Origin of the sequence: Pseudarthrobacter equi (assembly GCF_900105535.1) — a bacterium.
In the GTDB taxonomy this organism is placed as follows: Bacteria; Actinomycetota; Actinomycetes; order Actinomycetales; family Micrococcaceae; genus Arthrobacter; species Arthrobacter equi.
The window spans coordinates 885,699-898,876 of record NZ_LT629779.1; the positions used below are offsets into that span (position 1 = coordinate 885,699).

Annotated in this window: 16 protein-coding genes and 3 riboswitches; of the genes, 13 read left to right on the plus strand and 3 right to left on the minus strand. The window is 67.5% G+C overall.

Translation table 11 applies throughout. The features are described from left to right. Positions 1–153: 153 nt before the first annotated feature. Positions 154–252: riboswitch (glycine riboswitch) on the minus strand. 260 nt (positions 253–512) lie between these two features. Beyond that, positions 513–611: riboswitch (glycine riboswitch) on the plus strand. Beyond that, positions 612–706: riboswitch (glycine riboswitch) on the plus strand. 51 nt (positions 707–757) lie between these two features. The 3 genes from cycA to BLT71_RS03975 all read left to right on the plus strand — a co-directional run bounded on the left by cycA (position 758) and on the right by BLT71_RS03975 (position 4,060). Beyond that, positions 758–2,302 carry a D-serine/D-alanine/glycine transporter gene (cycA, locus tag BLT71_RS03965; protein ID WP_091717776.1) on the plus strand — a complete coding sequence of 515 codons (1,545 nt, stop codon included), beginning with the start codon at positions 758–760 and terminating at the stop codon, positions 2,300–2,302. A 218-nt stretch (positions 2,303–2,520) separates the two neighbouring features. After that, a complete protein-coding gene (locus tag BLT71_RS03970; protein ID WP_091723794.1) occupies positions 2,521–3,327 on the plus strand; it encodes a hypothetical protein in 807 nt (268 codons plus the stop codon). Next, a complete protein-coding gene (locus tag BLT71_RS03975) occupies positions 3,311–4,060 on the plus strand; it encodes a LamB/YcsF family protein (RefSeq protein ID WP_091717778.1) in 750 nt (249 codons plus the stop codon). Before BLT71_RS03970 ends, BLT71_RS03975 begins: the two co-directional genes overlap by 17 nt. Positions 4,061–4,087: 27 nt before the next feature. On the opposite strand, the gene BLT71_RS03980 is transcribed toward BLT71_RS03975, so the two are convergent. Next, positions 4,088–5,437, minus strand: a complete 1,350-nt coding sequence (locus tag BLT71_RS03980) for a DUF445 domain-containing protein (RefSeq protein WP_091717780.1) — start codon at positions 5,435–5,437, stop codon at positions 4,088–4,090. Positions 5,438–5,486: 49 nt separating this feature from the next. On the opposite strand from BLT71_RS03980, the gene BLT71_RS03985 reads away from it, so the two are divergent. The 7 genes from BLT71_RS03985 to BLT71_RS04015 all read left to right on the plus strand — a co-directional run bounded on the left by BLT71_RS03985 (position 5,487) and on the right by BLT71_RS04015 (position 10,179). Continuing rightward, the gene (locus tag BLT71_RS03985; RefSeq protein ID WP_231994441.1) at positions 5,487–6,503 is read left to right on the plus strand and encodes a glycerophosphodiester phosphodiesterase; all 1,017 of its coding nucleotides are present in this window, start codon (positions 5,487–5,489) and stop codon (positions 6,501–6,503) included. 2 nt (positions 6,504–6,505) lie between these two features. Then, entirely contained in the window at positions 6,506–7,852 is a 1,347-nt protein-coding gene (locus tag BLT71_RS03990; protein WP_091717782.1) for a CoA transferase, read from the plus strand. Between the two features lie 100 nt (positions 7,853–7,952). Next, positions 7,953–8,420: a DoxX family protein gene (locus tag BLT71_RS03995; RefSeq protein WP_091717784.1), complete on the plus strand. Its 468-nt coding sequence runs from the start codon at positions 7,953–7,955 to the stop codon at positions 8,418–8,420. 5 nt (positions 8,421–8,425) lie between these two features. Then, positions 8,426–9,163, plus strand: a complete 738-nt coding sequence (locus tag BLT71_RS04000; protein ID WP_091723797.1) for an AzlC family ABC transporter permease — start codon at positions 8,426–8,428, stop codon at positions 9,161–9,163. Beyond that, on the plus strand, positions 9,160–9,471 hold the full coding sequence (locus tag BLT71_RS04005) for an AzlD domain-containing protein (protein ID WP_091717786.1): 312 nt from the start codon (positions 9,160–9,162) through the stop codon (positions 9,469–9,471). Before BLT71_RS04000 ends, BLT71_RS04005 begins: the two co-directional genes overlap by 4 nt. Positions 9,472–9,561: 90 nt before the next feature. Further along, complete coding sequence (locus BLT71_RS04010; RefSeq protein ID WP_091717788.1) at positions 9,562–9,816, plus strand: hypothetical protein; 255 nt, start codon at positions 9,562–9,564, stop codon at positions 9,814–9,816. 108 nt (positions 9,817–9,924) lie between these two features. Then, entirely contained in the window at positions 9,925–10,179 is a 255-nt protein-coding gene (locus BLT71_RS04015; RefSeq protein WP_091717790.1) for a hypothetical protein, read from the plus strand. Between the two features lie 21 nt (positions 10,180–10,200). Here BLT71_RS04015 and BLT71_RS04020 read toward each other — a convergent pair whose 3' ends face one another. Beyond that, entirely contained in the window at positions 10,201–10,425 is a 225-nt protein-coding gene (locus tag BLT71_RS04020) for a hypothetical protein (protein WP_091717792.1), read from the minus strand. Between the two features lie 217 nt (positions 10,426–10,642). After that, a complete protein-coding gene (locus tag BLT71_RS04025) occupies positions 10,643–11,287 on the minus strand; it encodes a TetR/AcrR family transcriptional regulator (protein WP_091717794.1) in 645 nt (214 codons plus the stop codon). Between the two features lie 120 nt (positions 11,288–11,407). Between BLT71_RS04025 and BLT71_RS04030 the strand changes: the two genes are divergently transcribed. The 3 genes from BLT71_RS04030 to BLT71_RS04040 all read left to right on the plus strand — a co-directional run bounded on the left by BLT71_RS04030 (position 11,408) and on the right by BLT71_RS04040 (position 13,083). Next, positions 11,408–11,731, plus strand: coding sequence for a thiamine-binding protein (locus tag BLT71_RS04030; RefSeq protein ID WP_091717796.1), 324 nt, complete (start codon positions 11,408–11,410; stop codon positions 11,729–11,731). Between the two features lie 96 nt (positions 11,732–11,827). Next, positions 11,828–12,505, plus strand: a complete 678-nt coding sequence (locus BLT71_RS04035; RefSeq protein ID WP_091717798.1) for an O-methyltransferase — start codon at positions 11,828–11,830, stop codon at positions 12,503–12,505. A gap of 98 nt (positions 12,506–12,603) precedes the next feature. Further along, on the plus strand, positions 12,604–13,083 hold the full coding sequence (locus BLT71_RS04040; protein WP_091717799.1) for a Dps family protein: 480 nt from the start codon (positions 12,604–12,606) through the stop codon (positions 13,081–13,083). Positions 13,084–13,178: the final 95 nt, after the last annotated feature.

Genomic DNA, 13,178 nt, shown 5'->3' on the forward strand with positions numbered 1-13,178 from the left:
AACTCCAGGTCTGGCCGGCCAGGGTGGCACGGCATGGGATGGGTTCCTCCCCGCTCTGTATTGGACCTGAGAGATTCCGCGAAAACCCTGCGTGGCGGGTTCGCTTGCACCGTCGGTGAACCTGGCTTAGGCCGGGTTACTTTCCAGAGTTGCCTCGCCGTGACGGTACGGGGGCCTGAGAGATTCCTGGGGAGGATTTGCTCCTACGGCGCCTGCCCGGTGGTGCCGGGAGGACTCTCCCGTCACAGCTCGAAAGGCTATTCAACTGTGGGTGATTCGCCTCACACCGTACAGGTTAGTTGAAAGGAAAACAAATCCGACAGTCACACAGTGGGCGGCGGCTGCCTTGTTGCGGGGGTGGAAAAATGGGGTTTGACATTCGATCGTGACCCGCACCACACTGGGTCCGGTGATCAGCACCGTGTCCGGCTGGCTCAACTCATCGGAGCAGCCCGGGCCAACGTTGCCCCGGAAGGGTGCGGCCGCTGAGCATACCTAACTAAACATGCCTTCGACCTGCGGCGGGAGAGTCCTGCCGGGTACATTTAGCAGGCGCCGTAGGAGCAAACCCTCCCCAGGAAACTCTCAGGCCCATGTACCGCCGCGGACAGGCAACTCTGGAAAGCAGCCGGACCAGTTCCGGCTCACCGGCGGTGCAAGCGGCTTGGGCCGCGGAAACTCTCAGGTTCACTACAGAGCGGGGAGGAACCCAACTTCTGCGGCACCCAAAAATGCTGCTTTATCGATGGAGTTCCCCATGGCGAATCATCCCCTCACGTCCAACGGCGAGCCACCCCGCAACAACCCTCCTGCGGGCAGCGCCGCCCGCAGCGAGCCTCCCCACCTGGAGCGGCAGCTCAGCAACCGGCACATCCAGCTCATTGCCATCGGCGGTGCCATCGGCACCGGCCTCTTTATGGGCTCCGGCAAGACCATCTCCGCGGCCGGCCCGTCCGTCATCTTCGTCTACATGATCATCGGCTTCATGCTGTTCTTCGTTATGCGGGCCATGGGCGAGCTCCTGCTCTCCAACCTGAACTACAAGTCCTTCAGCGATTTCGCCGCTGACCTGCTGGGGCCGTGGGCCGGTTTCTTCACCGGCTGGACCTACTGGTTCTGCTGGGTGATTACCGGCATTGCGGACGTGATCGCCATCGCCGCCTACTCGGAAGAACTCTGGCCGGGCATTCCGCTGTGGATCCCGGGCATCGCCACGGTGATCATCCTCCTGGTCCTGAACCTCGCCACCGTCAAGGCATTCGGTGAGACCGAGTTCTGGTTCGCCCTGATCAAGATCATCGCCATCGCAGCCCTGATCATTGTTGGCCTGTTCATGATCTTCAGCGGTTTCCAGTCCGACGCCGGCCCTGCCACCTTCACCAACCTGTGGAGCCACGGCGGGATGTTCCCGAACGAATTCATGGGCTTTGTTGCCGGCTTCCAGATCGCCGTGTTCGCCTTCGTGGGTATTGAGCTCGTAGGCACCACCGCCGCCGAAGCCAAGGACCCGGAGAAGAACCTGCCCAAGGCAATCAACTCCATCCCCATCCGCGTTCTGCTTTTCTACGTAGGCGCCCTCATCATCCTGATCTCCGTCACTCCGTGGACCGAGTTCCGGGCCGGCCACAGCCCGTTCATCGCCATGTTCTCCCTGGCCGGTCTCGGCGCCGCGGCCACCATCGTGAACCTGGTGGTGCTCAGTTCCGCCATGTCCTCGGCCAACTCCGGCATCTACTCCACCTCCCGCATGGTGTACGGCCTGGCCCAGGAGGGCGACGCGCCCACCATGTTCAGCCGCCTGTCCAGCCGCAAGGTCCCGCAGAACGCCCTGTTCCTTTCCTGCATCCTGCTGCTCTCCGGCATCGTCCTGATGTACGCCGGCAAGGACATCGCCAAGGCCTTCGACATGGTCACCACCGTGGCCGCCGTCTGCTTCGTGTTCGTCTGGTCCATCATCCTGGCCAGCTACCTGAAGTTCCGTTCACGCCGGCCTCACCTGCACAAGGCGTCCAAGTTCAAGATGCCCGGCGGTGTCCCCATGGTCTGGGTGGTCTTCGCGTTCTTCGCCTTCGTCCTCTGGGCCCTGACCACCCAGCCGGACACCCTGGCTGCACTGCTGGTGACCCCCATCTGGTTCCTCGTCCTGGGCGTGGCCTGGTTCTTCCTCCGCCGCCGCCCCGCCCACCTTGCCCGCTTCGAAGTCTTCCGGGCCGAGCTGCGCGCCGATGAGCAGGCGGCGGCCGGCGGGCTGGACCGTGAAAAGTCCGCCCAGGAGGAAGCCGCCCGGGGCTCCCGCTCCTAGGCTTCATCGCCGATCCGGGCCGTCAAGGTACTGATCAGCGAATAAGCTCCTGATTGCAACGCTGCGGCGGGACTCACTCCGGGTCCCGCCGCAGTGCTGTCTGCAGCCGGAGGTGGAGGGGCGCCGGCGTTAAAGTTCAGCATGCTTAGTGTTTCTGCATCTAGGATGGAGAAGCACGGCAGCCACCCGCTGCAGCTCGACGTGAAACGAAGGTGACCATGGCTAAGCGCAGCAACCCAGCAGTACGGATCGCCCAGGAAACGGCCCACAACGCAGTCTTTGACAAGGACGGCAAGCCCAAGCCCGGCGTCCACAACATGCTCCTCAAAGCCGTGGAAATCCAGCGGCCGCTGGTGCTGGCCTATATCCGCCGGCTGCAGAAGAAGCACCCAAAAGCCACGGCAGCCCAGCTGGCCGGCATCCTTGAGCGCGACTACCTCCGCGCCGTCACCGGCGGCGGCGCAATCGTGGGGGCCACCGCCGTCGTGCCCGGTGTGGGGACCGTCGCGTCGCTGGGACTCTCGGCAGCCGCCACGGTGGGCTTCCTCGAAGCAACCGCCCTGTACGCCACCTCCCTTGCAGAGCTCCACGGCATCCGCCTGACCAACCCGGAGAAGGCCAGCACCATGGTCATGGCCATCATGCTGGGCGAAGAAGGTACCGCCCTGCTTGGCACCCTGAGCGGACAAATGGCCGGCAACGGCGCTGGAGCCACCAAGCAGTGGGGCAGCGTGCTCTCCAAGTCGATGCCGATGCCGGGCTTCAGCACCATCCGGAACCGCATCCAGAAGGCCTTCCTCCGGAACCTCCTCAAACGCCAGGGAACGGCGCTCCTGGGCCGGGCCCTGCCCTTCGGGATCGGTGCCGTGGTGGGCGGAGCCGGTAACCTCGTGATGGGCCGTGCGGTGGTGGCCAACGCCAAGGAGGCGTTTGGACCCATGCCGGACAGCCTGCCCGGCGAGCTCACGGCAGCCGGGACCACGGACAACCAGTTGGAAGGCAACACTTTTGGATCTCAACGCTGACCTCGGCGAATCATTCGGCTCGTGGACCATGGGCGATGACGCCCGGATGTTCCAGCTGGTCACCAGCGCCAACGTGGCCTGCGGATTCCACGCCGGGGACCCCGTCACCATGCTGGACAGCTGCCGTGCGGCCTACGAACTGGACGTCACCGTCGGCGCCCACGTGGGCTACCGGGACCTGGCGGGCTTCGGCCGGCGTTCCCTGGACACGAGTTTCGATGAGCTCTTCGGCGATGTGCTGTACCAGCTGGGCGCGCTCGACGGTGTGGCCCACGCCGTAGGTGCGTCGGTGGACTACGTGAAGCCGCACGGGGCGCTCTACAACCGTTTGGTGCACGACGTCGAGCAGGCCTCCGCTGTGGTGGCGGCCGTCAACGCCTACGACCCCGGGCTGCCGATCCTGGGCCTCCCCGGTTCGGAGCTGCTCAAGCAGGCGCAGGAAGCCGGGCACCCGGTGTTCGTCGAAGCCTTCGTGGACCGCGCCTACCGGGCCGACGGAACGCTGGTGCCGCGGTCCGAGGAGGGTGCCGTGCTGCACGACGTCGACGCGATCGTTGAGCGGGCCGTCCGTCTTGCCACGAAGGGCGAAGTCGTGGCCACCGACGGCACAGTGGTCCAGGTCCGGCCCGATTCCCTGTGCATTCACGGAGACACCCCGGGGGCCGTGGAAATGGCCGCCGGTGTCCGGGCAGGCCTGGAAGCCGCAGGCGTCAGCCTGGAGTCCTTCGCCTGACCCTGGGGCTCCCGGCCGCAGCCGCGGCTAACCGAAGATCAGGTGCGCCACCGTGAAGATCAGCAGCCCGGCCAGCGAGCCCACCACGGTGCCGTTGATCCGGATGAACTGCAGGTCCTTGCCCACCTGGAGTTCGATCTTCTGCGAGGTCTCTTCCGCATCCCAGCGCGCCACGGTATCCGTGATGACGCCGGCGATATCTGACCGGTACGTCTTCACCAGGTAGCCGGCGGCGTCGCCGATCCAGGTGTTGACCTTGCCCGCGAGTTCGGGATCGTTGACCAGCCGCGAACCGAAGTCGCGGACCGCTGCCTTGAACTTCACGGTCAGTTCGCTGTCCGGATCATCCACGGCGCCGAGCAGGGCGTTCTTGACGGTGCCCCATGTCCGCGAGGCCAACTCCCGGACCTCGGGATCGCCCAGGACCTGGGCCTTGACGTCCTCTGCGCGCGCAATCATCTTGGGGTCGTGCTGCAGGTCCTGCGCCAGGTCGTTGAGGTACTTGTCGATCTGTTGCCGCACCTGGTGGTTGGGGTCCGACTGCACGGCACGGGCGAACTTGAGGATCTCAACATAGACCTTGTCGCCCACCAGGCCATCCACGAACTGCGGTACCCAGGTGGGGGAGCGGTCGGACACCAGCCGCGAGACAGTCTCGTGGTTCTCGTCCACCCAGTCGGCGGCGCGGTCCACCAGAAGGTCCACCAGGGTGTGGTGGTGCCCGTCGTGGAAGATCCGTTCCGCGAGCCTGCCCACCGGCGGTCCCCACGGCGGCGTGAGCAGGTGCTTGCGGACCATGCCCTCGATGACCGCCTGGACGTCGTCGTCGTTCAGGACCTTGAAGGCGCCCCGGATGACCGCCGCACCTTCCTTGGCCACCCTGTCCGCGCCGCCGGGCGCGGCGAGCCATTCGCCGGCGCGGCGGGCAATGTTCACGCTGGCCAGCTTGTCCTGGACCACCTGCTCGGAGAGGAAGTTGGTCTCCACGAACTCGCCCAGGGAGGCGCCGATCTGGTCTTTCCGGCGCGGAATGATGGCGGTGTGCGGAATCTTGATGCCCATGGGGTACTTGAACAGCGCGGTGACGGCGAACCAGTCAGCCAGCGCACCCACCATGCCGCCTTCCGCGGCAGCGCGCACGTACTGCAGCCACGGGTACTCCTCCTGAAGCGCAAACGCGAAAACGAAGACCACGGCCATGGCGATGAGCAGGCTCAGGGCCAGCATCTTCATTTTCCGCAGCGCTGCCGCCTTTTCGGCGTCTCCCGCGCTGAGTTGATGGCCGACGACGGCGGCCCGCGGTTTCGCGCCTTCGTGCACCGGCGGAGCGGTGCGGGGAGGGGATTCCCGGGCAGTTGGCTCAGAGTTCACCTGCATGAGCCAAGCCTAGCCCCGCTGACCGGACCGGGTCGGCTACCGTGTCCCCATGACACCTGACGAGCCGACACGCGGCAGGACCGCAGCTAATGGGACCGCAGCCAACGGGACGGCAGCTGATGGGACCGCATCTGAGGGAACCACTCGGAACGGGGCCACTCTGAACCTGACCACCCCGGGTGGGCTGGCGCAGCGGCCGCTGGTCTTCGCCCACCGCGGCTCGAGCGCCGCCTTCGCCGAGCACACCCGCGCCGCCTACCTCCAAGCGCTGGCCGACGGCGCTGACGGTGTGGAATGCGACGTCCACCTCACCCGCGACCAGCATGTGGTCCTGCTGCATGATGCCAACCTGGACCGTACCTCGGACGGCACCGGCCCGGTGGCCGAGCGGACCCTCCGCGAACTGCGCCAGCTGGACTTCTCCTCCTGGAAGGGCGCCCGCATCCCGGAAACCTACGGAGCCCGGTCCGAGCAGCTCCTCACGCTCCCGGAACTCCTGGACGTCCTCCGCGGCGCGGGCCGGCCGGTGAAGCTGGCCATCGAGCTCAAACACCCCAGCCCCTACCAGCTCAAACTGGAGGACCGCGTGCTGGAGGTCCTGCGCAGCGAAGGCTGGGATCCCGGAAGCTCCACGGTGGACAACGTGGCGGTGACGTTCATGAGCTTCAGCCCGGATTCGGTCCGGCACCTGCTGCAGTCCGTCCCCGCGCAGTACATCTGCCAGCTGGTGGACGACCTCACTGTCCATGAAATCCGCGGCGGCCTGGGCCTTGGCCTGATCACGGGCGGTGCTGTCGCCAACCTCATGAAGGCCACCCAGCTGGAAGGCGAACGGATCCTCGACGCCGGCCTGGTGGGGCTTGCCGGGCCGGGCATCGACTACGTCCGTGAACGCCCGGACACCATCCGGCAGTGGCTGGAGGCCGGGCGGCGATTCCGGGTGTGGACCGTGGATTCGGCGGAAGACGTAGCGCTGTGCCGGGAGCTGGGGATCCAGGAGGTCACCACGAACGTCCCGGCCCGGGTGCTTTCGCAGCTGCAGGTGGCCCCCTCGCAGGGACGATAGCAGTGCCTCCGGCGGATACAGCGGGCCTGCGCACCTGGTGGGGCGGGCCGCTCGATGCAGAAGGCCTCGCCTTGGCTTCGGTGGGTGCCGCGGCCGCCGCGTTGGACCGGTACACGGGTGCTGCCGGCAGGTACACCGCCAGCCCGGAACTGACCGCTGCCGCCTTCGACTCCTCGGGACACCTGAGGATCGCCGGCCGCACCTTGCAGGGGTTTGCTCCGCTCTCGGGCTTCCGCCGCACCCGGGACGGCTGGATCCGGCTGCATGCCAACTACCCGCACCACCGGCAACGCCTCCTGCAGGCCCTGGATGCCACGACGACGGAGGAAGCCGAAGCTGCCCTGCGGGGCATGGATTCCCTCGAGGCCGAGTCCGCCCTCCAGGCACGGGGCGCAGTGGCGGCGGCCGTCCGGACCCGGGCCGAGTGGCAGGCCTCGGACATGGGCCGGGCAGCAGCTGCCGGACCATGGATCGTCCTTGACCCGCAGGTTCCGGACGGCCCGGCTGCTGGCGCTGCCACGCAGGGCGGCGGCCGCCGGGACATCCCGCAGCCCGGCGGCAATCCGCGCCGGCCACTGGCGGGGGTGCGCGTCCTGGACCTCACCCGGGTGATAGCGGGCCCGGTGTCCACGCGGCTGTTGGCGGCGCTGGGAGCCGACGTACTCCGGATCGACCCTCCGGCGCTGCCCGAACTTTCCGACCAGTTCGTGGACACCGCCTTCGGCAAACGCAGCGCCGTGGCCGACCTCGGCCGGCCCGGCACCCGTGCCGCGCTGGAACGCCTGGTGGCCGGGGCCGACGTCGTGATCACCGGCTACCGCGGCGGCTCGCTGGACCGCTTCGGCCTTGACACTGCGTCCCTGCTGTCCACCCGGCCGGACCTTGCGGTGGTCACGCTGAACAGCTGGGGGACCGATGGGCCGTGGAGCAGATTGCGCGGCTTCGACAGCATCGTCCAGGCCGCCAGTGGGATTGCCCACCTGTACGGAATGACGGACGACGCCGGTTGGCGGCCGGGTGCCCTGCCTGTCCAGGCCCTAGACCATGCCACAGGTTACGGGGCAGCGGCCGCGGCGGTAACCCTCCTCGCCCGGCGGCGTGAAAGCGGCGCCGGTGGATCGGCCCGACTGTCACTCGCCCGGACAGCGGAGGAGCTCTTCAGGCTTCCGCCGAACCCGCACGGACTGCAGGCCCTGCCGTCGCCGGAATACCGCACCGTGGCCAGCTCCTACGGCGAGCTGCGGTACGTCGGGCCTCCGCTGCTGGTGGAGGGGCAACCGCTGGACTACCCCGGCCCGCCACCGCCCTACGGCAGCTCCGCCATGGACTGGGTGCCGGACGGAGACTGAGCATTTGGAGGCGCACATCGACAGCAGCCCACCGCGCACCCCTGAACAAGGGGGTGCGCGGTGGTTTCTGCCGGTGCCCGCGCTGTGATTGAGTGGAGCCATGCCTTTCCCCAGCTCCGGCCGGGCTGCACGAAACCTGTCCGCTGCTGCGATGAGCGCCCTGCTCCTGGCCAGCGCCGGCAAGCACTTCCGAAGCCCCGGCTTCTACCGCCAGGTGGTTCCCGACTACCTCTGCCGTGAAGACCCCGCCCCCGGCACCGTGCCCACCGGCGCCAACGGACCCCTCGCCGTCCTCTCGCGCGAGGAATGGATCGCCGCGTCCGGCCTGATCGAGGCCGCGGCCGCCGTCGGGCTCCTCATCCCGGCCACCCGCAAGGTCACCGCCACTGCCGTGGCCGCGATGTTCACCGCGTTCGTCGCCGGCCACGTTGACGCGCTCCGGCGCGCCTACGGCCCGGATGGGACGCCGCTCCAGCGGCGGATCCACACGGTCCGCCTGCCGCTGCAGGCACCCCTCATCGCCTGGGCCTGGAGCCTCCGCAACACTGGCCCGGACGGCCCGCGGTGAAGCTGATGGCGTCCCCCGCCGTGCGGGTGGGGATCTCCATCAGCATTGCCACCGGCCTTTATGGCGTGTCCTTCGGTGCCCTGTCCGTCACCTCCGGCCTGGACTTCTGGCAGACCATGGCCCTGAGCCTGCTGCTGTTCAGTGGCGGCTCCCAGTTCGCGTTCATCGGCGTGGTGGGCGGCGGCGGTTCCGGCATTGCCGCCATGAGTGCCGCCACCCTGCTGGGCATGCGCAACGGGATCTACGGCATGCAACTCAATGCCCTTTTGCGGCCGGAAGGATGGCGCAAATACGTCGGCGCCCAGCTGACCATCGACGAATCCACGGCCACGAGCACCGGCCAGGCTGATCCTGCCGAGCAACGCCGTGGCTTCTGGGCAGCCGGCGTCGGTATCTATGTGCTCTGGAACCTTTTCACCGCAGTAGGCGCGCTGGCCGGCAGCGGACTCGGCGATCCCAAGCAGTGGGGGCTCGACGGCGCCGCGGTGGCCGCCTTCCTGGCGTTGCTCTGGCCGCGCCTGAAGGGCCGGGAGCCGGTGGCCATCGCCGTCGTCTGCGCCGTGGCCACCGTGCTGGCCGTGCCGTTCGTCCCCGCGGGAGTGCCCATCCTGGTGGCCGCGCTGGTGGCGGCCCTGATCGGCTGGTTCAGCCACGGCCGCAGCGATGAGGGCCTCGAACCCGATGTGGAACCGTACGGCGGCCACCACCACGGGCCGGGCGACGCGGCGGAGGCCGGCCGATGAACCTCTGGTTCTGGATCCTCGTGTCCTGCGTGCTGGCCTACGCCTGGAAGCTGGTGGGCTACTTCGTTCCCGCCCGGTTCCTGGAAAACCCCCGCATGTCCAGGATCGCCGGCACCATGACCATCGGACTGCTCGCCTCCCTGACCGTGGTGAACGCCGCGGCCACCGGGCAGGCACTTGCCGCAGACGCCCGGCTGGGGGCGCTTGCCGCGGCAGCCATCGCCCTGGCACTGCGGGCGCCCTTCCTGCTGGTGGTCATTGTTGGGGCCGGCACCGCAGCCCTCCTCAGGATGGCCGGCTGGAAATGACGTGATCTGGCTCACAGGAAATGGGCGGGACCGGCGGTATCATAATTTCGGCTATGCAGTTGGCCGTTGGATTACCTGTGAACGGCCACCATGGAAAATCAGCAGCACGCCGGCGAAAGAGCCGGCCGATCCCACCGCAAGAACCCCCGGCGCCGGGCCGGTCTCCCGGCCAAACACTTCATCACCCGCTTCGCCGGGCTCTCCGATGTCCCTGCCGCAGACCTGGAGTTACTGGCAGGCAGCCTAAGGAACGGACTGGACCTGCAACCTGGCTCGCCCGTCCCGGCGCTGCATGCCGCCGTCCACCGGGAGATCCGGCGCCGCGCGGATGCCGCTGCCGGATAGCCGCCTCACCGGCCGGCCGCAACCCTCTGTGGTGGACTGTAAGCAGGCCGCCCGCCACACGGCGGCGGCGAAAACCTACGCCTGGCGCCGCCAGAAGGAGGACCCGCGATGAACGACAAGTCACCCCACGGCTCCGAATCCACCAGGGAATTGCGGGACACCGCCCGTCGCCGCAGGGACGCCGAGGAGAAGCTGCAGCAGCATCTCCTCGAGGCCAGGGACCACGTCCCCAACGACTACAGCGAGCAGCCGGCCACCGATGCCGGCGCAAATGGCGCTGCACCTGATGCAGGCACAGTAAATGCAGGCACAGCTGCTGCAGGGGATCCAGGTTCAGGTCAACGGGATAACGAAGGGGCCTAACGGCCGGACGGGCGGGGGCGGTTACGCCACGCCGTGTGCCGCCCCGTCCGGCGAAACCGTCCGACGGTTGCTCTCTTCAAGGGCAAGGTCATACCAGGCCTGCGCGCCGAAGGCAGGTTCAACAGTGTCGAGTTCCTGGAACAGAAGGTCCAACAGGCCGGCCAGGTCTTCGGCGGGCAAGTTTGCCAGGACTTCTTCGGGATCGCGGGGATCGCTGAGGAAAGAAAAAAGCTGGGGAGTATTCATGGGATGCCGCTCTAGCGCGCCGAATGCGCGGGGGAATGCTTCACGGGTCGCTCCAGGGAGGAAGAACTGAGGCTGGCTGCGTAACCCTGAGTGAAGTCTAGGGCACCGGCGGGAACCCCCACAATGGCCCGCGGACAGGTGCGCCGCCCGCGGCGTCCGGTCTGGTGCGGTCCGGGCCTCAGGGCAGGGGACCTGCCGCCCGCCCGCAGGCCGGCTGTCAGTCCCGAAGGCTGCCCGGCTGCTGCGCTGTTGCAGTAGCCGGCACCGGCACATGGGCGGGCAGCGGACGCGCCGGTCGCGTGGACCTGATGGCGTCCTCCACCAGCGCCAGTGGCCGCCGCCAGGCGTCCGATCCGGGTTCCATCGTGTCCACCACGGAAATCAGCATGGCCAGGAGGCGGAACATGTCCGTCATGGAGACGTCCTGCCGCAGGCTGCCCTGGCCCTGCCCGCGGACCAGCAGGACACTGAGGGAATCCATCAGGGAGCCCGTGATGCCGGTCAGGAGCTCGCGGCGCCCGGCCACGGCGCCGAGCAGGTTGGCGTCAGCGCTGGCGGCGTCCATCAGGGCTTCCAGCACCCGGAACAGCCCGTTGGCCGCATCAATGTCAGCCAGGGCGCCGTCAACCACGGGGTCCACCGAGATCCGCAACTGCCGGTTCAGTGCGGCCAGGACGAGTTCTTCCTTGTCGGCGAAATTCCGGAAAAGCGTGGCCGGTCCAACGCCGGCGGTGGAAGCGATGGTCTGCAGCGGAACGTCGGGTCCGAACTCCCGGAAGCACTGCCGCGCCGCGGTGATGATCTTGTCCACATTCCGCGCTGCGTCGGCGCGGAGGGGCTTGCGGGCGACTGCGAGGCTCATGCGAAAAGGTTAGCAACGGAGTACTCACCCTTCACCGTTACTGAGGGGTAGGAGCTTATTGTGACGGCGGCCCTGCCGGGGCGGATTCTGCCCCGTGGCGTGCAGTGGCAGACTTGCCCCATGCTCCTTGCCTTTTCAGTCGCCCCGTCAGGTACTCCCGCGGGAGGTTCACGCCCCGGCGACGCCTCCGTGCACGACGCCGTTGCCGCCGCGGTCAAGATCGTCCGCGACTCAGGCCTGCCCAACAAAACCGATTCGATGTTCACCACCATCGAAGGCGAATGGGATGAGGTGTTCGACGTCGTCAAACGGGCCACCGAAGCCGTGGGGCAGTACGGCAGCCGCGTTTCCCTGGTGATCAAGGCCGATATCAGGCCCGGCTATTCGGGCGAACTGACGGCCAAGGTGGACCGGCTCGAAGAGGCGCTCACGGACGGCTCCTGAACATCCCCTTACCGTCCCCTGCGCTGCGGGGGCAGTCGGTTTGCCGGCCGCCGGAAGCCTCTGGACCGGCTGATCACTGCGTGCCAAACTGTGCCCATGTTCGAGCACAAGCCCCGGCCGGAATGGATCGCCACCGAAGAGTTCCTCTCGCGGGTGGTGGTCCACCCGGACCCCGCGCTGGAGCAGGCCATCCGGTCCGCGGCCGACGCGGGCATGCCGGCCATTGAGGTGGCACCCAACGCGGGAAAGCTGCTGATGCTCCTGGTGCAGCTCTCCGGCGCCCGGCGCATCCTGGAAATCGGTACGCTTGCCGGCTTCAGCACCATCTGGATGGGCCGCGGACTGCCCGCCAACGGCACGCTGGTCACCTGCGAGTTCCTCCCCAAGCACGCCGAGGTGGCGTGGGCCAACATCGATTTCGCCGGCCTGGGCCAGAAGGTGGAAATCCGGCTGGGCCCGGCACTGGAGACGCTGGCTGCGCTGGAGGAAGAGGGCCGCGAGCCGTTCGACTTCATCTTCATTGACGCGGATAAGGAGAACAACAGCCGCTACCTGGACTGGGCCGTCCGGCTGGGCAGGCGCGGCGCCACCGTGGTGCTGGACAACACCATCTGGGAAGGTGCGGTCCTGGATCCGGCAATGGACCCCGTGAACGCCCCCGGCATTATCGACGCCCTCACCCTGCTGGGGGAGCATCCCCGCCTGGACGCCACCGTCATCCAGACCGTGGGTTCCAAGGGCTGGGATGGTTTCGCCCTCGCCCGTATCACCTGACAACGCCCTCAAACGCCCACCGGATCTCCATTGATAAGTATGCTTAGAATAAGTGTTCGGCTGGCGGGCAGCCGGACAGGCCGCAATGGAGGAAAACGATGAAGGCATCACCCACCCTTGCCAGCAACCTGCAGATGGTCCTCACGGACCTGATTGAACTGCACCTGCAGGGAAAGCAGGCCCACTGGAACCTCGTGGGCACCAACTTCCGGGACCTGCACCTGCAGCTGGATGAAATCGTCTCGGCGGCACGGCTGTTCGCCGATGAGGTGGCCGAGCGCATGCGGGCCCTTCACGCCCTGCCGGACGGCCGCAGCAGCACGGTCACAGCGGACAACCGCCTGGCTGAATTCCCCGCGGGCCTCACGTCCACGAAGGACACCGTCAAGCTCATCACCGCCCGGCTGGAGCGGACCGTGAAAACCATTCGCGATGTCCACGACGACGTCGACGACGAGGACCCCACCAGCGCAGACCTGCTGCACAAGATCATCGAACGGCTGGAGCAGTTGGCCTGGATGGTCAACGCCGAAACCATGGCGCCTACCGCCGCAGTGACCGAGCCGGCCAGCAAGTAGGTGGCGGTGGGGGACAGCCCGGACAACGGTCGGGGCGCACTGCAAGGAAAACCGGAAAACGGCGGCAGCCCCGTCCGGCCCGTGCTTCTCAGTTC